At 58.1% G+C, this 19359-nt stretch carries 20 protein-coding genes and 1 pseudogene; 12 read left to right on the top strand and 9 right to left on the bottom strand.

Annotated elements, in window-relative coordinates; translation table 11 throughout:
- From gvpO to RNZ50_02190, 8 genes are all read left to right on the top strand, one after another.
- Entirely contained in the window at positions 1 to 306 is a 306-nt protein-coding gene (gene gvpO / locus RNZ50_02225; protein ID MDT8853866.1) for a gas vesicle protein GvpO, read from the top strand.
- Positions 307 to 343: 37 nt separating this feature from the next.
- On the top strand, positions 344 to 712 hold the full coding sequence (locus RNZ50_02220) for a gas vesicle protein (protein ID MDT8853865.1): 369 nt from the start codon (positions 344 to 346) through the stop codon (positions 710 to 712).
- A complete protein-coding gene (locus RNZ50_02215) occupies positions 709 to 1746 on the top strand; it encodes a GvpL/GvpF family gas vesicle protein (GenBank protein ID MDT8853864.1) in 1038 nt (345 codons plus the stop codon). The genes RNZ50_02220 and RNZ50_02215 overlap by 4 nt, the downstream gene beginning before the upstream one ends.
- A 12-nt stretch (positions 1747 to 1758) precedes the next feature.
- Positions 1759 to 2589, top strand: coding sequence for a GvpL/GvpF family gas vesicle protein (locus tag RNZ50_02210; GenBank protein MDT8853863.1), 831 nt, complete (start codon positions 1759 to 1761; stop codon positions 2587 to 2589).
- Entirely contained in the window at positions 2480 to 2803 is a 324-nt protein-coding gene (locus RNZ50_02205) for a gas vesicle protein (GenBank protein ID MDT8853862.1), read from the top strand. Before RNZ50_02210 ends, RNZ50_02205 begins: the two co-directional genes overlap by 110 nt.
- A complete protein-coding gene (locus tag RNZ50_02200; protein ID MDT8853861.1) occupies positions 2800 to 3507 on the top strand; it encodes a GvpL/GvpF family gas vesicle protein in 708 nt (235 codons plus the stop codon). Before RNZ50_02205 ends, RNZ50_02200 begins: the two co-directional genes overlap by 4 nt.
- Positions 3504 to 3899, top strand: coding sequence for a gas vesicle protein K (locus RNZ50_02195; protein ID MDT8853860.1), 396 nt, complete (start codon positions 3504 to 3506; stop codon positions 3897 to 3899). Before RNZ50_02200 ends, RNZ50_02195 begins: the two co-directional genes overlap by 4 nt.
- A gap of 80 nt (positions 3900 to 3979) precedes the next feature.
- Complete coding sequence (locus RNZ50_02190; protein ID MDT8853859.1) at positions 3980 to 6157, top strand: CDC48 family AAA ATPase; 2178 nt, start codon at positions 3980 to 3982, stop codon at positions 6155 to 6157.
- Between the two features lie 98 nt (positions 6158 to 6255).
- Here the strand turns inward: RNZ50_02190 and RNZ50_02185 are convergent, their stop codons facing one another.
- The 5 genes from RNZ50_02185 to RNZ50_02165 all read right to left on the bottom strand — a co-directional run bounded on the left by RNZ50_02185 (position 6256) and on the right by RNZ50_02165 (position 11321).
- Positions 6256 to 6867 (bottom strand): hypothetical protein, encoded by a 612-nt coding sequence (locus tag RNZ50_02185; GenBank protein ID MDT8853858.1) that lies wholly within the window; start codon positions 6865 to 6867, stop codon positions 6256 to 6258.
- Between the two features lie 260 nt (positions 6868 to 7127).
- Entirely contained in the window at positions 7128 to 8690 is a 1563-nt protein-coding gene (locus RNZ50_02180) for an ATP-binding protein (GenBank protein ID MDT8853857.1), read from the bottom strand.
- A gap of 186 nt (positions 8691 to 8876) precedes the next feature.
- Complete coding sequence (locus tag RNZ50_02175; protein MDT8853856.1) at positions 8877 to 9545, bottom strand: response regulator; 669 nt, start codon at positions 9543 to 9545, stop codon at positions 8877 to 8879.
- Complete coding sequence (locus tag RNZ50_02170) at positions 9542 to 10396, bottom strand: ATP-binding protein (GenBank protein ID MDT8853855.1); 855 nt, start codon at positions 10394 to 10396, stop codon at positions 9542 to 9544. Before RNZ50_02170 ends, RNZ50_02175 begins: the two co-directional genes overlap by 4 nt.
- Before the next feature lie 157 nt (positions 10397 to 10553).
- Positions 10554 to 11321, bottom strand: coding sequence for an IS1380 family transposase (locus tag RNZ50_02165; protein MDT8853854.1), 768 nt, complete (start codon positions 11319 to 11321; stop codon positions 10554 to 10556).
- Between the two features lie 16 nt (positions 11322 to 11337).
- Here RNZ50_02165 and RNZ50_02160 point away from each other — a divergent pair, with 16 nt between their 5' ends.
- A complete protein-coding gene (locus RNZ50_02160; GenBank protein MDT8853853.1) occupies positions 11338 to 12501 on the top strand; it encodes an ISAs1 family transposase in 1164 nt (387 codons plus the stop codon).
- A 22-nt stretch (positions 12502 to 12523) separates the two neighbouring features.
- Here the strand turns inward: RNZ50_02160 and RNZ50_02155 are convergent.
- A pseudogene (locus RNZ50_02155) lies at positions 12524 to 12784 on the bottom strand (transposase).
- 555 nt (positions 12785 to 13339) lie between these two features.
- On the opposite strand from RNZ50_02155, the gene RNZ50_02150 reads away from it, so the two are divergent.
- On the top strand, positions 13340 to 14674 hold the full coding sequence (locus RNZ50_02150) for a hypothetical protein (GenBank protein MDT8853852.1): 1335 nt from the start codon (positions 13340 to 13342) through the stop codon (positions 14672 to 14674).
- Here the strand turns inward: RNZ50_02150 and RNZ50_02145 are convergent.
- Genes RNZ50_02145 through RNZ50_02135 form a run of 3 tightly spaced genes read right to left on the bottom strand, consistent with a single transcriptional unit; the run spans position 14655 to position 16842 of the window.
- On the bottom strand, positions 14655 to 15065 hold the full coding sequence (locus tag RNZ50_02145) for a hypothetical protein (protein ID MDT8853851.1): 411 nt from the start codon (positions 15063 to 15065) through the stop codon (positions 14655 to 14657). The two genes, RNZ50_02150 and RNZ50_02145, sit on opposite strands and share 20 nt — an antisense overlap.
- On the bottom strand, positions 15062 to 16387 hold the full coding sequence (locus RNZ50_02140; GenBank protein ID MDT8853850.1) for a recombinase family protein: 1326 nt from the start codon (positions 16385 to 16387) through the stop codon (positions 15062 to 15064). Before RNZ50_02140 ends, RNZ50_02145 begins: the two co-directional genes overlap by 4 nt.
- On the bottom strand, positions 16387 to 16842 hold the full coding sequence (locus RNZ50_02135; GenBank protein ID MDT8853849.1) for a DUF2924 domain-containing protein: 456 nt from the start codon (positions 16840 to 16842) through the stop codon (positions 16387 to 16389). The genes RNZ50_02140 and RNZ50_02135 overlap by 1 nt, the downstream gene beginning before the upstream one ends.
- Before the next feature lie 337 nt (positions 16843 to 17179).
- Here RNZ50_02135 and RNZ50_02130 point away from each other — a divergent pair, with 337 nt between their 5' ends.
- Positions 17180 to 18433 (top strand): hypothetical protein, encoded by a 1254-nt coding sequence (locus RNZ50_02130; protein MDT8853848.1) that lies wholly within the window; start codon positions 17180 to 17182, stop codon positions 18431 to 18433.
- Complete coding sequence (locus tag RNZ50_02125) at positions 18381 to 19343, top strand: hypothetical protein (protein MDT8853847.1); 963 nt, start codon at positions 18381 to 18383, stop codon at positions 19341 to 19343. The genes RNZ50_02130 and RNZ50_02125 overlap by 53 nt, the downstream gene beginning before the upstream one ends.
- Positions 19344 to 19359 lie beyond the last annotated feature (16 nt).

Genomic DNA, 19359 nt, shown 5'->3' with positions numbered 1-19359 from the left:
TTGCCCCCCCTGGAATTGTCGGCAGAAAAAAGATACGCCGCGCCGCGCCTCGTTGACATCATCGAAGGCGCAAAACTGCAATTCGGGGTCATGATCAACTATCCGATCGACAGTGTGACCGGCGTCAAGAAGGTCGAGGACGGTTGGCACCTCTTGGTGACCCTGATCGAACTCAGCCGGATTCCGTCTGGATCGGATGTGCTTGCGGAATATGCGCTAAGCCTCGATCAGGCGGGAGAGATCGTCAGTTACAAACAAGTTCGGCGGTTCCTTCGAAATCAGGTCGGCATGGATGATGGCGAGTGACCGCTAACGACGGCGCAAGAAAAGTAGGGTGGGTTTGATGAACGACGGACAAATGCAGCACTCGCTGAACGCCACAAATCTGGCGGATATTCTTGAGCGGGTTCTCGACAAGGGCATTGTCATCGCCGGCGATGTGACTATTTCTCTGGTCGGTGTGGAGCTGCTGAATATCAGGCTGCGTTTGCTGATTGCATCAGTCGACAAGGCGATGGAAATGGGCATCAACTGGTGGGCGCATGACCCCTATCTTTCGGTCGGAGCGCAGGCCCCGACAGTCGCCGACCTGGCCATGCTGGAGCGGATGGATCGCCTGGAGGCCGCGCTGGCAACGGCCCTAGCGGCGAACCCCGCCGCTTCTGTGACCGCGCATGACAAGGAACTCAATGCGCGGGGGACCCACAAATGACGGCAGCGGCCGAAATGAACACCACCGGCAACGCTGGCCTTTACGTCTGTGCCATCGTGGCGGCACCGGAATCTTCCGTTGCATTGCGGCAATGCGTGACCGATGCGCCGGGCGATATCCGACTGATCGGGCAGGGCGGATTTTCCGCCGTCGTCATGGTGCCTACGGCGGATGCCATTGTCAGCCGGGATCGGCAGGAACTGGTAAGGCAACTGCTGATCCATCAACAGCTTGTCGAAAGTTTCATGGCTGTTGCACCCGTCCTACCAGTGAAATTCGCGACACTAGCACCGGATCGCGAAAGTGTGGAGCTAGGTCTTAAACGGGGGCGCGCGCAGTTTGTCGCCGCCTTTGACAGCCTGTCTGGCAAGACCCAATTCGAGATCATCGTGACTTGGGATGTGGCTGCTGTGTTCGCGGAAATTGCGAATGAACCTTCGGTTGCGGCGCTGAAGGCAGAGCTTGCCGCCACGGCGGGTGGTGCCGGCCCCGAAGGCTGGGAGCCGTTGGGGCGGCTGGTGAAGGCAACCCTCGATCAGCGCCGGGCCGAAACTGGCAAAGTGCTGCTCGACGCGCTGTCGCAGGTTGGCGTTGACAGTGTCGTCAACCCAATTTTGGACGACAGCATGATCCTAAACTTGGCTTTGCTGGTTGCGTCCGACAAGGCTGATTTGCTTGATCAATGCCTTGAAGATCTCGACACTGCCTTTCACGGGGCGCTCAGCTTTCGCTGCGTCGGCCCTTTGCCGCCGCACAGTTTCGCGACGGTCGAGATCACTTTCCTCGAACCGGCCAGGATCAAGCATGCATGCAGTCTTCTGGAGCTCGACTCTCCCCGTAGTTCGGATGAAGTTAGATATGCCTATCATCGCCTTGCCCGGCTGGCGCATCCGGATGCCACCACCGATCAGTACGAAGGCGCGGGCATCCCTGTACTGAAGGATGCCTACAGGACGCTGTTGTCCTTCGTCGATGCGGGGGGGCCAGTCGTGGTTTCGGTGCAGCGGCAGGAAGCGGCTACACATGCGGGATAGAAAGGACCCCTGATGACCGCAACATCCATCGTCTATGTCTACGGTGTTCTGGCCACCGGGTCGGATATTGCGTTTAACCCACCGCTGGGCGACCTTGCCGGTATTGCCGAGCGCGGCCCGTTGCGCGTGCTCCCGCTTGGCGACATCGCCGCGCTGGTGTGCGATCTGGCGTTGCCGGAGGGCTGCGATCTTGAAACCATTATGGAAGACAGTCAAGCGGCGCAGCGGCTGATCCTCGATCACCATTTGGTACTGACGAGCGTGGTCGACAGGCACACGATTTTGCCGCTCCGGTTCGGTTCGGTGTTCACCGGCGATGCCGGCGTCATCGCAGCGCTGGACGCGCGCGCCTCCGCATTTCAGCAGTCGCTTTGCCGGATCGAGGGCGCGCTGGAATGGAGTGTGAAGGCCTTCTGCGACCGTGAGCTGCTGGGCCAGCGCCTGGCCGGGACGGTTGCGGCGATCCGGGCACTGGAAAGCGAAATCGCCGACAAGGGCGAGGGCCGCGCCTTCTTCCTACGCCGGCGGCTGGAACGCCTGACCCTTGATGAGGTCGAGAACATGCTCAATCAGTGCCTTGCCGAAACGCAGGAACGCCTGAAACTCCATGTGCTTGAGGGAGCTTCGATCAAGCTGCAACCGCCCGCCGTACATGGGCACGCGCATGACATGGTCGCCAACAGGTCCTATCTGGTAGCCCGGTGTGCCGAAGGCGCGTTCCTGCAAGCGATTGATGCGTTGCGCGCCGCCCATGCGCCATTTGGTCTTGGATACCAGACCAATGGCCCCTGGCCCGCCTACAGTTTTTCCGACCAGCAGTTTGGGGGTAGCGCAAATGGCTAAGGCCAAGGGAGGACAGGATCTGGCGCTGGCAGATTTGCTGGACCGGGCGCTAAGCACTGGGGTCGTCATTTGCGGCGAGGCGACCATCTCGCTGGCTGGTGTCGATCTAGTCTATGTTGGGTTAAAGGTTCTCGTTGGATCAGTGGATGCTGTGCAGCGGATGACGGATGCCAGCTTGGCTGCCCAGCCTGTGGACGGGGGCAAACGGCCATGACACGGCTCTATATCTACGGGATTGTCGGGGCGACCAGCTTTGCTGACCCGCTGCCCGCAGGGCATGAGGAAGCCCCGGTGTTTGCGCTTGTCAGTGATGAACTTGCCGTTGCGGTCAGTTGCCTGGAACGAGCGACGGTCGAAGTTTCGGGTGCGAATGTCTGGCGGCACGAGAAGGTTTTAAGCGCGCTGATGGCACGCCATGCGGTGCTTCCGGTGCGCTTCGGGACAATCGCCGCCGGTGCTGCGGAGCTTCTTGAAGACATCGGGAAGCGTCGAGGTCAGTTGCTGAAGGATCTTGCAAGGCTCGAAGGCAAAGTGGAAATCGCCCTTCGCATATTGGCAAAGCATCCGGAAACAACCGCGCCGCAAGCCGACGCAGCCATCACTCTCGGCACCGCATACTTGTTGGCCAGGAGGCAAAGCCTCTGCGGCACGGATGCAACGCGGCTCTCGGTGCAAGAGGTCAGTCGTGCGATCCGCGCCGGGCTTGATCCGCTTCTGGCAGAGTCTGTCTGGCCAACAGACGAGCCGCAGGTGCTTCCGATTCGAGTATCCTGTCTGGTCAAGCGCGGCGACTTGGCACGTTTTTTGCAAACCGTGGATGATATTGCCGCGTGCAATTCGGATACCCGTGTGACCTGCACCGGACCATGGGCGCCCTACTCCTTTGTCGGGCAATCCGGGGTGGCGGGCGAGCCATGAAAGCGGCAACCGACATGAAATTTGATACACTTGAAAAGGTCTTGGCCGACTTTGGGGCGCAGCCGGGTTCGAATGACCCTTCCGATCAGACTCCACGCGCAACGCTGCCGCCGCGTCTTTCGACCGATCCCGAGACAGCAGCCGACGATCTGGTAAAACTCGTATTGGCCGTCATCGACACGGTTCGGCAATTGATGGAACGGCAAGCCATCCGCCGGGTTGAAAGCGGTGTTCTGTCCGACGCGGAAATCGAACGGCTTGGCCTAACATTGATGCGTCTTGAAGCACGCATGGTAGAACTGAAAGCTCATTTCGGTCTGGCTGATGAAGATCTTGGTCTTCATTTTGGCAGTGTCCAAGACCTCAAGGATATCCTGAATGATGAAGGATAACCGCTACATGGTGCAAGTTGCGGCCTGAATGCGCGTCGTTTTAAAATCTGCCGCTAAAATGGCTCTGGAGGTTATATATCATGAGTGGCGAACAAATCCGGGACAAGAATGAACCGAAAGTTCAGGCGGACGGCAGCGTCGAACTGCGGGTCGCAGAGGCCCTCCAGAAAGACGTTGGCCGGGGAATTGCGCGTATTGATCCTGACGACATGGCCAAAATGGGCATGAAGCCGGGAGATGTGATCCGAATTACGGGAAAGAAGGAAAGCGTTGCCAAGGTCTTGCCGAGTTTTCCCGAGGATCGCGGCAAGAACAACGTGCAGATAGATGGTCTGGTCCGCGATAACGTGGGCACCGCTCTGGGCGAAAAGCTGCATCTTCAGCGGACAAACTGGAAACTCGCCGTGAAACTGGAGCTGCTTCCGATAGGGACGCCACGGGCCGGCGCGAGCGGGCTTCACAACCGCCATGTTGGCCGACTGCTTGAGGGGTTGGCGCTTGTCGAAGGTGATCGCGTCCGCACGACATCAATCGGCTCGCGCAGTCGGGATTTCATTGTATCGCGGGCGGTTCCGAAAGGAGCCGTGGTGATCCAATCCTCGACCGAAATCGAAATCAGCCGCAAGGCAAGCGATGCAACTTCGGGCCAGCGCATTGCCTATGAGGATATCGGCGGGCTGAAGCGGGAACTCGGCTCCATTCGCGAGATGATCGAGCTTCCCCTGCGGTATCCGGAACTTTTCGAACAGCTTGGTATTGATGCGCCAAAGGGCGTCCTCATGTTCGGCCCGCCGGGCTGCGGCAAGACGCTCATTGCGCGGGCTGTGGCGAATGAGACGGACGCGAAGTTTTTCACCCTCAGCGGCCCCGAGATCATGCACAAACACTATGGTGAGAGCGAGGCTCATCTGCGAAAAGTCTTTGAGGAGGCATCGCGGTCGCCAAGCATCATCTTCTTTGATGAAATCGACGCCATAGCCCCGAAGCGTAGCGCCTTGAGCGGGGAGCAGCAAGTCGAACGGCGTGTTGTTTCGCAACTGTTGACCCTAATGGACGGGCTGGATTCCAGAGGACAGGTGATTGTTATCGGGGCGACCAATATGCCGGATTCCATTGATCCGGCCCTGCGGCGCCCGGGAAGGTTTGACCGCGAAATCGTTATTGGCGTTCCCGATCGGCCGGGTCGGCTTGAAATCCTGAACATCCATACCCGTGGTATGCCGTTGGCTGATAGCGTTGATCTGGATCGCTTGGCACAAATTACGCATGGGTTTGTCGGCGCCGACCTGCAGTCGCTTGCGCGGGAGGCCGCGATGGCGCGATTGCGACAAGTCTTTCTGAACGCCGATTTCGACATGGATCAGGTTCCAGACGATGTTCTAGAAGGTCTCACGATTGGCATGGATGATTTTAAGCAGGCACTTGCCGTCGTCGAGCCATCGGCAATCCGCGAGTTGTTTACCGAGATCCCGGACGTGAAATGGAGCGACGTCGGCGGCTTGAACGACATCAAACAACTGCTTGACGAGACCATACAATGGCCTTTGCGGCATCAGGATCTGTTCAAGAAGGCTGGCATATCACCGCCCAAGGGTATTCTGCTTTGCGGGCCGCCCGGCGTAGGCAAGACCATGCTCGCAAAGGCGCTGGCGACCGAAAGCGGGATTAACTTCATATCGGTCAAAGGCCCCGCACTGATGAGCAAATGGGTGGGTGAGACCGAACGCGCTGTAAGAGATATCTTCCACAAGGCGAAACTGGCTTCACCCTGCATCATATTCCTGGATGAAATTGACAGTATCGCGCCGCGCCGGGGCGGCGGAGAAGCATCAGCCGTGACCGACCGGGTGATCGCGCAACTGCTGACCGAAATGGATGGGATTGAAGAGCTGAATGGCGTTCTTGTTCTGGCGGCCACCAATCGCAAGGATCTTGTCGATCCCGCCTTGCTCAGGGCGGGCCGTTTTGACTTCGTCCTCGAACTGCCGCTTCCCGATGCCGACGCCAGAAAGCAGATATTTGGCGTGCACACGCAGGACAAGCCGCTTGCCGACGATGTCCGGATAGACATTCTCGCAGGGGAGGCAAGCAACGGCTGGAATGGCGCGGATATCGAGTTTGCGTGTCGGAGGGCCGGAACATTGGCAATTCGGGACTATCTTGCCCTGCATCCCTCGCCGCCGCCCAACCTGGACACGTTCAGGATCTGGCAGAAACATTTTGACGAGGCAGTTCAGGCGGTCAGGCAGAAAGAATAGCGATCTACCCGCTCCCGGCCCAAGCGGAAACAGACCGTGCTGGGCAAAAATAACAAGTCGCGGAACATACCAAGCCGAAAAGTCGGGAGGCTGACCAATCAGTTTCCCGAGACAAATTCTTCTAACGACACAACTTCAATCGTGGTGGGAAGCTTTGCGGTTGCATTGTGTAACGCGCCCAGGAACAGAAGCCCAATTTCTCCGGGTTGCAACGTTTCATCTATGCGCCTGGCGATGAAGCAATCTCGCTCATCCAGCAGCTTGTTCATAACCGATTCCGTTTCAAAAGATGCGGCATTTGCCGCGCGCTTTGGATCGGACGCGCCAGTTTTCAACATCTCACGTTCCTTAAGCATCAGTCTGAGGTCTTCGGTTCCTTCCAGATTGGCGCCCAGATCCATCAATCTGGCGAGAATCTGGTAATTCACCCCGCCCGCCGGGCTTTCTGCCAGATCCCGGGCGATTCTTGCTTCGAAAGCGCAAACCGGAAGCCCATCCTGGTAAATGCGCATCCGGTGAAAATCGACGTGAAGGGCCGAAACGGCCGCATCAATGTCAGCCCAGAACTGTTTGATAACCGCGCGACTTTTTTCCCAGGCTTGAAGCCCCTTTTGCCGAATATAAGCCTGCCGCACGTTATCGGATAAGGACCCCATGTCTGCTTCACTGTGCACGATGGGAATATGGATCAGCGTTCTTGATTGGGTCACTTGCGCATCTCCTACGTCACCATCTGCCGGATGTTAATCATGCCTTGGCTCTCTTGGGATAGCAAGCCATGCCCAATCGGCATGCAAGCATTCCCCCGGTTCAATCCGCCGACAAACGGGTCGCCCAGCTGTGCAACATGACCAAATCCGCGCCCCAACCCACAGCACGACTGGCCCTTGCGGGAAACACCGAAGCCACGCACGCGCCGCGCACTGGAAAAGACATCGCGCCGGAAGACGCCAAGCAGCGACGCGGTTATTCAGGGATGGGACAGATACCGGTCAATGATGCTGTTCAAATCGTTCATGAAGACGGGCTTGCTTATGAAATCGTCCATGCCGACCGCCTTACTGGAAACCCTGTCCTCCTCGAACGCCCCTGCGGTCAGGGCGATGATGGGCAGGCGCCTGCTTCTTCTTCGCCGCTCCCATAACCGAAAACGCTGCGTGGCGGAAAATCCGTCCATCACCGGCATCCGACAATCCATGAACACGATGTCGGCATTAAACTCGCCATTGGTTAGCATGTCCAGCGCGACTTGACCATTTTCGGCAATCACGATCTCCAACCCAAGGTGGGTCAGCATGGCTTCTATCACTCTGCGGCTCAACATATCGTCCTCCACCACCAGCGCCAGCCCTCTCTTGGCGCCCAGGTAAGCCCCAAGTGGCTGGGGTGTCTCGATCGCCGGCGCCAATGCGCTGGAAATGACCTGCTCGGCCTCGATGAGAAACCAGAACCGCGCCCCCCTGCCCGGAGCGCTGTCAACGCCGACCGAGCCATTCATCAACTCGGCCAGTTGCCGCACGATGGACAAGCCAAGACCGGCACCGCGTGGCTCGGCGGGCAGATTGCCGATGTACTGGGAAAACGGTTGAAAGAGTTTCGTGAGATCCTCGCGTAAAATTCCGGCACCGGTGTCACGCACGCTGAATTCAAGCGTTGCCAGATTGTCGACCCGCGAAAGTTCCGAAATCGAAACCTCGATCGTGCCGAAATCTGTGAACTTGATCGCATTGTCGACCAAATTTGTCAGCATCTGCCGCAATCTGACGGTATCTGCCATGTAACGGCGATCAGTCGGGCCATTCCAGATTGTTTCGAGCCGCAACTTCTTTGCTGCGGCCGCGACCGAAAACAGGTAAACGACTTCGCCGGCCAATGCCCATGGCGAAAATTCGGAATACACCAAGTCCATCCGCCCGGCCTCGATTTTGGACAAGTACAGAATATCGTCGAGCAGGCGCGACAGAACCGTGCCTGCATCAAGAACAGCTCCGGCGTATTCAATCCGAGAGGCGTGGGGTAGCTTGGGCGTCATCAGCATTTGCGCCATGCCCATGACGCCATTCAACGGCGTGCGAATTTCATGCGACATCATTGCCAGGAAACGGCTTTTTGCTGTGTTTGCCACCTCTGCAGCAATTTTGGCCGCACTCAGCGATGTTTCGACATCGATACGGTTGGTGATGTTGACGCCAAAAGAAACATGGTGATCAATCGCTCCATCCGGGCGAATGATCGGCGTAATGACGGTGTCCACCCAGTAGTTCGATCCATCCTTTGCCCGGTTGCATAATTGGCCGGTCCAGGTCGTGCCTCTCGTAATTTCGCCCCATAAATTTTTGAAGAACTCATCGGTATGCCTGCTGGATCTGATCTGCCTGTGATTTTGGCCGACGAGTTCATCCAAAGAATATCCGGATGTTTTGCAGAACTTTCCGTTGGCATATTCGATGACACCATCAGTGTCCATTATGGAAATAGCAATGCTCGCGTTCAAGGCGCTTTCAAAGGCCGCTGTGTCCAGAATGGCGCGCATCATATGGCCTGAAGTCAATGAATCGGAATGCATGATGCCGCCATATGGGCAACGACACCGCAGGCGCGATTGCCTCTCCGCACGATCAGCCCGGGTGCAGTGCGCGCAGCACTGGCCAGGACCACCATCCTGGCACGCGGACCCCGAGCTCCATCCGTCCTGAAACCGCAAGACGCCCGGATCGGATCAAATCGCAATGGCCTTCTCCCAACTTAACGCGGGGCAGAGCCCCTTGCAGTTCATCGGCGATACGTTTTGCATGGAGCAGACCTTGCACGCAAGCAATGCGGCTGTGAGTGTCGGGTAGCCGAGTTTTCTCAGGACTTGCGTTCGGCACCGCTCAACAGTCTTGACACTCTTACCGAAGGTATGCGCGATTTCCTTGTTTCCATTGTTGCAAAGCAACTGGTCCAGAATGGCACTCTCGAATGTCGTCAATGTCGCAAGACGCTGCCGGATGGAATCGCACTCATCCCGCAGCTTAATTGCGCCCGCGTCCTGCACGCATAATTTTTCGACCATCTCAATGAACTCGTTGTCGTTCAGCGGTTTTTCAAACACCATCGAAGCGCCGGCGTGTATGGCGGCGACGGCAATTTTTACACTCGCAAAGGCGCTGACAAGCACGATCGGAATTGTAGACATGGACCGCAGTCGTACCAGAGCCTGCATTCCCGATAACGTCGGCAGGCGATAATCGAGAATTACACAACCCGGGCGTTCCAGATCGGTCACCGCAAAAATGGCCAGTGGATCGGCGAACTGGTCCACAGTGAAGCCGACCGAGGCGACGAGCCCCGCCAAGGATTTTCTGAATCCGGTGTCGTCGTCAACGATGTAAATGTGTCCTGTCACGGAATGTCACCATCAAAAATTGGAAAGAGAATATTGAAACTTGCACCCTCAGATTGCGGAACGGAGATGATTGACCCCCCGTACCCATTTAAAATATCGCGCGCAATGGCAAGGCCCAGCCCAAGATGCCCAGGTTTGCTGGTTGCGAACGCCGAGAACAGGGTCGGCTTGATGTCTTGCCGGATACCTGGGCCGGTGTCCGCGATGGTGAGGTCGATCAAGTCATCTTCCACTTGCATGCGGATCGTTATGACCCGGAGGCCGGTCCAAGGATATTCCAGCGCTTCAACACTGTTGATCAACAGACAGAATAGGGCATAAGTCAGCACCGCGGGGCTGCCCCGCACTTTCGCAGCCGTTTCCGGGTATTCAGCTTCAAGTCGGATTTGGGCGGATTGCCTGGCGCTCAAACATGTTTCTATTTGCTTGAGGGCGGTACGGACGATCATCCGGAAATCGTCAATCTTGACCGCGTCATCAACGTTTCCGATAACGGATCGCATTGTTGCTATTACATCAGCAGTGCGCTTGACCTCGGTCTGGATGGCTTCGGTAATTTCGATCAATTCAATTGCATGAGCATCCGACGCCACCACCCGACGCAAAATGGTGCCAGCATAATTCCCGATTGCGCCAAGCGACTGGTTCATCTCATGGGAAAGATGAGACGCGGCACTAAGCATGGCAAGGTGCAGTTTGGCGGAGCACTCCATATCCCGCCTAATCACTTGCGCTGAGGATGTTCGCCCAAATTTTGCCCCCCTAAACCGCATGTACAACTCCGTTACCCGACATTCCCCAAGTAGCCTGCGGTCTGACGTCAAGATCGCCTGATTTTGCCCTTTGAGCAAGCGTTTTTCTCCTGAGCGGTGTCTGTGGGCGCGCAAACGCTTTGATCTGGCCGGATCGGGCCGCGAACCCGCATCTTCCTAGCCTGGCGGCGACGTTTTTCAGCGATTGAGACAGACCTGTCGAGCCGGTTTCGAGCAGTTGGAGCCGGGATCGCGGTCACGCGCATAGCGGTGGCGCTCGAAGGCGGTGGATCGCGGCGAGGATGGCGCGCACCATTGGGCCTGTGACGGCCACCTCGGCCAGCTGGAAGGTGATGGCGCGGGCGTGACGCACGACACGCGCCCCAATCTTGATCAGCTTGAGCTGGAGGCTGGTCAACGACCAGTCGGCCATGGCCTCGGGCAGTTCGATGCAGCGCAAGAAGGTGGCCAGGTTGTAGGCCAGCGCATGCAGTTGCAGCCGCACCTCGTTGTCGCGGAACTTCCGGCATGACAGCCGCGTCCAGCGAAAGGCATACTTGCCTTCCTTGATGTGCTGCTCTGCGGTGCCGCGCTGGTTATAGAACCGCACGACCCAATCGGGCTCCATCGGCAGGTTGGTGACGATGAAGCCGACTTTGGGGAACAGCTCGCTCGGGTGCCATTCGATCTTCGCTATGACGCGGCGCGGCTTGTCCCAGGACGCCGCCTGATACTCGAGGTCCTCGTAAAAGCGTTTGACCGTGGTCAGCGACGGCCGCCCTGCCGGTCGCGTCAGCCGGTGCGCGATTTTTTCCTTGAGCACCGTGTTCGTGGGCAGCCGGATGGCATAGAAATAGCCCGCTTCTTCCAGCCGCGCGTAGATCGCCGGGATCGCATAGGCGGCGTCGGCCCGGAAGAAGCGGCCTCCAAGGTCGCGGCCAGCGTAGCGGGCGATGACCAGGGCAATCGGGTGAGTTATCGCGTGACAAGACGCTGAGTTGCTGAATCTGTGCTCCCATCTGATTTGGTTGGGAGAGCAGATGATGGCGGCGGGTGACGAGGCGATCTTCGGTGCTATTGTTTTTCTGGACTATTTTGCGGATTTGCCGGACCCTCGGCAGTTGATCAAGGTGATCTACCCGCTCGATGAGGTACTGCTTTTATCGCTCTTGGCGGTGCTGGCGGGGGCCGAGACCTTCACCGACATCGCGCGGTTCGGCGACAACAAGCTTGATCTTCTGCGCCGGTTCCGGCCGTTTCTCAGTGGAACGCCGCCCCATGACCGATTGGGAGAGATATTTGCAGCCCTCGATGCCGAGCAGTTCCAGCAGCGTTTTGTGGCTTGGGCGGCGGCTCAGACCGGCATCTCGGCGGAGGTCATTGCGATCGACGGCAAGACTAGCCGACGCTCGTTCGCCAAAAAAAGCGAACCGCCGATCCACATCGTCTCGGCCTTTGCCGCCCGGAAAAGACTGGTGCTCGGCCAGATCAAGGTGGCCGAGAAATCCAATGAGATCATTGCCATCCCCAAGCTTCTGGACATGCTGGTCATCGAAGGCGCGATCATCACCATCGACGCCATGGGCTGCCAGCGCAAAATCGCCCGCAAGGTGATCGACAGACGCGCCGATTACGTCCTCGCACTGAAGGCCAATCAGGGCGCGCTGCGCGCGGATGTCAACATCTTCATCAACGAACAAAAAGCCAATGATTTCAAAGACACCGCCATCAGCCAACACGAAAGCGTCGACGGTGATCACGGGCGTATCGAGACCCGCAAAACCACCGTCATCCATGACGTGGGATGGCTGCGCAAGCGCCACGACTGGCCGGGGCTGAAAGGTGTCGTCATGGTCAAAAGCATGCGCAAAATCGGACCCAAAACCGAGACCGAAACCCGCTTCTACATCACATCCTCAACCGACCCCGCCGAGAGACTTGGCCCCGTCATTCGCCAGCATTGGGCGATCGAGAACAGCCTGCACTGGGTCATGGATATGGTCTTCCGCGATGACGAATGCCGCATCAGCACCGGCCACGCGCCCGCAAACTTCACCACCGTCAAACATGTCGCATACAACCTCATGCGACGATCGCCAGCCAAAGACTCCATGCGACGATCGCCAGCCAAAGACTCCATGCGACTCAAACGCAAAGTCGCAGCCTGGAACGACAACTTCCTCGTCAGCCTCATCGCGCAATGAAAAACTCACCCGATTCCCCTGGGGCGATGACCGGATCGAGGACGCCCCGCCAGCCGTCAGCGCTGTGGACGTTGCCATGCCGCAGGGCACAACGTTCCAGCATGCCGAACTGGTTGAACAGGAAATTCGGGTGATAACAGGTGCAGTCGAAATGCCCGTTCCAGGCCGTGCCTTCCTGATCGCCATGGGTGGGGCTGACCGAGCTGTCCATGTCCAGCACAATATACTTTAGGCCATTGCGATCATGAAACCGGTCAATCCATTGCCCGTTCAGGTCGGCCATCGACGGGATGCGCCCAGCGCGTCGATCAGACGCTCACGAAAATGCAGTACCATTGAATTCATTTGCTTTTTGCCAGAGAAGGTTGGACGGCAGTCGCGTTCCCTCCGCCAATAACCATTTGCGAACCTATAACGAGGTCCCTGATGGGGCCTTTTTTCTTTTTGTTTCAAAGGGGTTTAGCGAGGCCATCCGACCTTCGGAGACTGGCCTTTGGTCCAAAATCGGTCTCTTAACGCCCAGCGTCTCTTTCCACCCGCCCTTCACCCAAATTAAGGCGCATTAAAAAATAGGCTTGTTTTCAGTGGCTTGGGGAATTTTCGTTGCGCCGCAGTTGAGGTGGGTTCGACCGCTATCGAAACGTTCAGAGACACCCGAAGGCGGCGTTCTGGCGCGCGAGTCTGCGTGAAGCCATTGGCACCAAACAGCCTTTGGCATATTGATTGGCGCGAGGGCTCGCCATCGGCGACCACAGTATTTTGAGGTTTGGTGATGGTTCCGCGAGGAAATGCACATGGTCTTGTTGAATGGTCTCGCCGTGATCCATGGCGCGAGCGCATGGGGGAAATGGTTGAACGGCATATCCGCCGTGCCTGTGACCTGAACGACTTCGACATCTACGACCTGCAGGGCGTGATCGGCGAGCATGCAAGTGTGGCGATTGACTGCGCATTCGAGGATTTCTGCACGGTTACCTGGGAGGATGGAAGTAACCTCTCCAGCGATTACCTCAAGCGGCGGGGTTGGAAGGAAACAGCGATCAACCGCGCATATATCGAGGCGCTCCGGGATGCTGTTGTCAGCCTATATGAGGTCAGCGATGTTTGCCTTGGAGAAAGCTTTCTGGCGCGCGATCTTGTGCGCGGTGGTGACCCGATCCGAGTGAGCGAACGGACAGCCACGAAGACGCTTGTGCAGTGGGACGTGATCGCGACCCGGATTGTAACCGTGCGGGGCGTTGTCCAGATGGCTGGCGCGGTGTTGTCTGTTGATCGGGGGTTGGCAGACGAGATGCTGGCGCTCATCCGGCGCTCAAAAGGCCGCGCATCAGAGGCGGCAGCCAAAACCCCGGCGGCGTCAGACCCAATACTAAAAGCAAGGCTCGAGGCCGAACTGGCCAAAGAAGACATGCTTATGTCGGTGGCCGCGCCGATTATCACGACACTCTGGCTAAACGACACGATCCGACGCTACCGCGCACCACTGCCTGAACTCGCCAACAGCGACGGCGAGAAGCTGGAGTTTATGACGCTGCATTATCGTTTGTTGCTCGGGGTTGTGGCGGCCGATGTTGTTGCGGCGCTTGCTGGCGCACCTGATATTCGTGATGAAAACGATGGGGAGCATTGGATCTGGTTTACGCCAGACAGGCCCAGCCGCAAAGGACGCAAGTCCTCGCGCTCTGAGAGTGCAGACACTGGACGTACCATTCATGGGCATCTGACGCTCGGCCCGACAACGCTCGAGGTCATGGTCAATTCTGAAGTCCGCGCGACGCGCATCCGGGATCTGCTGACACCGATTCTCGATGGTCTGGTCCAGACACCGCTGGTTGAGCGGGTTACGCCTGAACAGGCGATGGCCGCGAGGGGTAATGCCTCAGCATCCTCAGCCAAGAGGCTCCCTGATGGCATGAGCCCGGAAGACATGCACGAGGCAGTACATCAGGTTCTTGACCGCCAATATCGAAAGGCACTCGGCGAACGGATACCCATGCTGGGCGACAAAACACCGCGACAGGCCGTGCGGAGTGCCAAGGGACGACAGGCGGTCGCCAACTGGCTGAAAGGCTTCGAACAAAACAATGCCCGCCTTCCCGCGGACGATCCGATGCATGATTACGATTTCAGTTGGATGTGGACAGAGCTCGGCATTACCGACCTGCGGTCCTGACCGACGCTTCGCCAAAAGCCTTGACCATTTGCTCCCCCCAATTCTCCCCTGCCAAAAAACAAAGGTCATACATGCTGACCGCCGACGCCTCGCGCCCACAGGTCAGCCGCTTCAAGACCTCTGGTGCTAGATACGCTAGCCGCAGTTGCCTGCTGACATGGCGTTCAGCCAACCCAACAGCCTCTGCCAGTTCCTGAATGGTGCTGAATTCGCCAGCCTCCATGCGCCGCCGCCAGCCCCATGCCCTGCCGATGGCGCGCAGGATGTGCGGGTCCTGCGTCTGGTCCTCGCTGGGCCGATAATTGGCGGGTGGCTGGATTTTGGGTCGCCCGTTTTTCTTGCGAAGCTTGAGAGGCACAAAGATCTGGATGGTGTCGGGTGCATGGTTCATTCTGCGGCCTCCTGCTTGTGTGGTGTCATCATTTCGCGCATGACTCCCGCGATCCCGTCAGTTCGGATATCAATCACCAGCCCCCCGCTGGTGACGGTGACACGGCGTACCAGAAGTTGGATGATCCGTGTCTGTTCGGCGGGGAAGAACTGATCCCAGAGCCCCTGAAACTGCTGCAGGGCTGTGATGACTTCGGCATCGGGGATGAAGTGCCCATCGCGGGCCAAGGTGGCCAGCACCTTTGCCTTTGTCTCGGGCGTGCGTATGATGCGCCGGATTTCAGTCACGACCGCGGACTCGACCATGTCCGCGGCAAGGCGGTGGGGCATATCCTCCTCGCCGGTATCGCGGTTTTTGATGACGTCCATCGAGACGTAGTAGCGATACCGCTGCGAGCCCTTTTTTGTGCTTGATGGGGTCATCGCGACGCCGCTGGCGGTGAAGATCAGCCCTTTGAGCAATGCAGGGGTTTGCGCGCGGCTGTTGTTGGCGCGTTTGCGCGGGCACTCGCGAAAAATGGCATGCACCTGATCCCAGAGCCGCTCATCGATAATTGCGCTATGCTCGCCGGGATAGGCTTTGTCCTTGTGGACGGCGAGGCCGCGGTAGACGTGGTTGTTGAGCAAGCGGTAAAGGTACCCTTTGTCGATGAGGGTGCCGCGCTTGTTGCGAAAGCCTTCCTTTCTCAAGTCCTTTGCCAAGTTAGTGGCCGAACCAATTTCGACAAAGCGCTGAAAGAGCATTTGGACTTGGACCGCTTCGTCCTCGTTTACCACCAATTTGCGATCCTTCACGTCATATCCGATGGGAACTCGGCCACCCATCCAGATGCCCTTCATGCGCGAGGCTTTCACCTTGTCGCGAATGCGCTCAGTGGTTACTTCGCGCTCGAACTGGGCGAAGCTAAGCAGGATGTTCAGGGTCAGGCGCCCCATGGATGTCGTGTTGTTGAAGGACTGGGTGACAGAGACGAAGGTGACGCCATTGCGGTCAAACACCTCGACCAGCTTGGAAAAGTCCATCAGCGAGCGTGACAGGCGGTCGATCTTGTAGACCACGACTACGTCCACCAGGCCGTCCTCAATGTCGGCCAGCAGCAGCTTGAGGCCGGGCCGCTCCAGCGTTCCACCGGAAATACCACCATCGTCATACTGGTCGCGCACCAGCGCCCAGCCCTCCGACCTCTGGCTTGCAATATAGGCCTCGCAGGCTTCACGTTGTGCGTGGAGACTGTTGAACTCCTGCTCCAGCCCTTCTTCCGAGGATTTCCGGGTGTAGACGGCGCAGCGCAGGCGGCGGGGCGGTTTGGTGCTGGCATCCATCACGTTTCTCCCCGCTTGCGCTCGCGCAGGCCAAAGAACCGGTATCCGTTCCAGCGCGTGCCGGTGATGGTGCGTGCCACTGCTGAGAGCGATTTGTAGCGTCGGCCTTCCCATTCGAAGCCTTCCTTCAGAACGGTGACGGTGTGGGCTGTGCCATCCCATTCGCGGATCAGCTTTGTGCCGACCACTGGGTTGCGGGGATCCGCAATCTGCGTTTTGCGCGTTAGGGTGCCGTTCACTTCGTCGGCCAGAAGGTCCAGCAGTCGCTTCGTTTGCCGATCAGGTCCACCATAGGTCAGTTCCTGAATGCGGTAAGCCAGTCTTCTTTCCAGAAAGTTCCGACTGTTATTCGGCGCAGGCGCATCAAAAAGCAGCTGCCACTCGGCCTTCAGTTCGCTGACAGCCATGGCCTTCAATCCTGCCAGCCGCGCCAAGGTTGGTTCGTATGTTGTCATGTGGATCTCCGTTGAGTTGGACCTGCAGTACCGCTCTTTTTGATTGGTAAGTGTAGGGAACAGTCTCCACTATTCTTGGATAATTGGTCGCAATCGCGATCTACGAGGCGCACCACAGCCGTGGCCAGCAACCCGCACAACTCGGCGCGGCGTTCGGCTGGGGTCATCTGGTCGGGCGGCAATGGGTTCGGTCGCTTCATGGAAACCTCTGATTGGTCGTCTCCTTTGGCTCCTACTCATGAACTTCGATTTTCGTCCCAACCAATCGCGCAAAGGTTGCACGCCCCTTCATGAGAACATACAATGAACACTTATATAACAAGCCGGGGGATTCTATATGGCGGGCAATCTAAAGAAGTTCGTGAACCCCAAGTTCATCAAGACAATCGACATGACCATCATGACGGCCTTGCTGGTCCGCCACGATGGAAAATTCAAAGGCTTTTCGCTTGATCTGCTGGATCAGGACGAGAAGGACGCCCGCGAATCTCTGCAGGCCTTTTTGGCTGGTGCGGAGGATACTTACCCCGAAGGCCTGCGTGCCGACCTGCACAGGATCGCGGAACTAGGCGACGCCCGGGGACTCGAAATCATCCAGACGCAGGCGGATCGCGAAGGGATCGACCTGTTTCCGGAGATAATGACCGCCGATCAAGATGCCCCGAACAAGGCGCATGATCCCAAGCACATAGCTGTCCGGGTGTTCTTAGAGCATCCCGATCTGTTTGAAGCTGCCGCGGATCATATGGCGCTGCTTGCTCCTGATCGCCTGCACGAATTTGCCGGTCGGGAACGGGGCGTCGCGATTGATCTTACGGAGGAGAAGGTCAAGGCATTCCGGGCCGCAGTTGCCGAGTTGTTCCGCAAGGCGTTCCTCGGCGATTATTGCCGGGTCGGCGATTATGCGGATGCGGATGAGATCAACCTCGTGGTCGGTCATGGCTCGATGGTGTGGACCATGCCAGTCGTCGAGGGCCAGCAAGAAAAGGTCATCAGCGTGCGGCAAATCTCCCATGCCGTGCTGCGCTATTCCGAAAACACCGGCATGCTGCGGTTGGCCGGTATCCGCAAAGCCCATCAGCCCCAGATCGCGGAACTCTTTGCATCGATCATCCTTGAGAAGACGAGTTTCTTCGACGGCGACGATGCGCAGGATCTCTACACCCTGCGCCCGGTGGAACTGGCCAAGGCGGGCTTTGCATTTGATCATACCTACGATCAGCAGATCGACCGCGTCCAGATTATCGAGGCTGCGGCCGACCTGATTGTACCAGGTAAGAACGGCTATCTTCGCGTCGCACGCACGCTCAGATCACGGGATCTCGGCGGGGATGCGCTGCGGCACTTCGGCGGCACGCCGGTCGCGTTCGGCGGATCCTGGCGGCTGGGCGAGTTGGTCTTCCGGATCCTGTTCAAGGGGGACGGCAAGCGCCAGCCGCAGGTGACGGTCAGGTTGCGGCCGCCGGGCGTCCTGCAATTCCGGCGCACCCAGCATGAGGCGCGGGTGATGAAGCTGATCGAACGCAACGGGTTGATCAATGAGCGAGACGATGCCCGAGACGATTTTGCAGTTGTTGACGCGGCTGAGTGAAGCTGGCGACGACGCAATTCTGCCCGGCGATCTCGCCAAGCCTTTTCACGGGCCGGTCTTCGATCGGCTGCTGGCCAGGCGCGTCTTGGTCGAACAGGCACCGCTCAGTTATTGGGATGTCTGCGATGCCTGCGAATGCGGCTTGCCTTCACGCACGATCCGCCCGGTGGGCGACGGATTTCGGGTGGAATGTCCGCTCGACCGCCGTCAGGACGTTGTTCTGACCGATGACGAAGTACGCCTGTTCCACATCGATGCCGCTCACCTGGCATCTTTGATCGGTGTTAAAGCGGGACTGGTTGCGACTCCAGCCCTCGCTGCACGGAAAGTCTGGCATCTTGGCGTCACGCCATCAGGCCGGGCAGTCTTTCTTGCTTTTGAACCCGCAGCCCTCACTGGTGAGAGCATCGTTGCGACGATCCGCCGGTTTGCGCGATCCGAAGCTGTCACGATTCTCGGGCCGAACCTGCCCGCAGATTCTGCGCTGCGATTCCTCGATAACGGGTTTCATCTGGTTGAAACCCTTCGCGTTATGATGCCAGCTTCCGGTGGAATGGGCACCACCATCGACGCTGCATCGCTGAACCCTGTCCCGGCAGTGGCGTCGCTTCGGGTCCGCACAGGAGCAGCAGAAGTGTTCTGGTCCGGACGCTCCGTCATCCTGTCACACCAGATGTTTCCGCTGTTCCAGCGACTGCTGGAGAAGGCCCTAACACGCGATCAGGTTGCCTCCGGTTCCCATGTCGAAGGCGGTACCGGGCGTGAAGCCAAGGATCTGATCCGGGAACTGCGCGAAGCGTTCAAGGCTGTTGGCTTCACCGATGCCGAAACCAAATTCCTCATCGAGGTTGTGCGCGGTAGGGGCTACCGTCTTGGCGTTTCCGCAGCGGAGATCATGATCGAAGGCTAAACGCCGCCCACCAAAC

The sequence above is a fragment of the Paracoccaceae bacterium Fryx2 genome, from assembly GCA_032334235.1.
Classification (GTDB): Bacteria; Pseudomonadota; Alphaproteobacteria; order Rhodobacterales; family Rhodobacteraceae; genus JAVSGI01.
The sequence above is the reverse complement of the archived record's forward strand: the minus strand, read 5'-3'. Positions and strand labels throughout refer to the sequence as shown.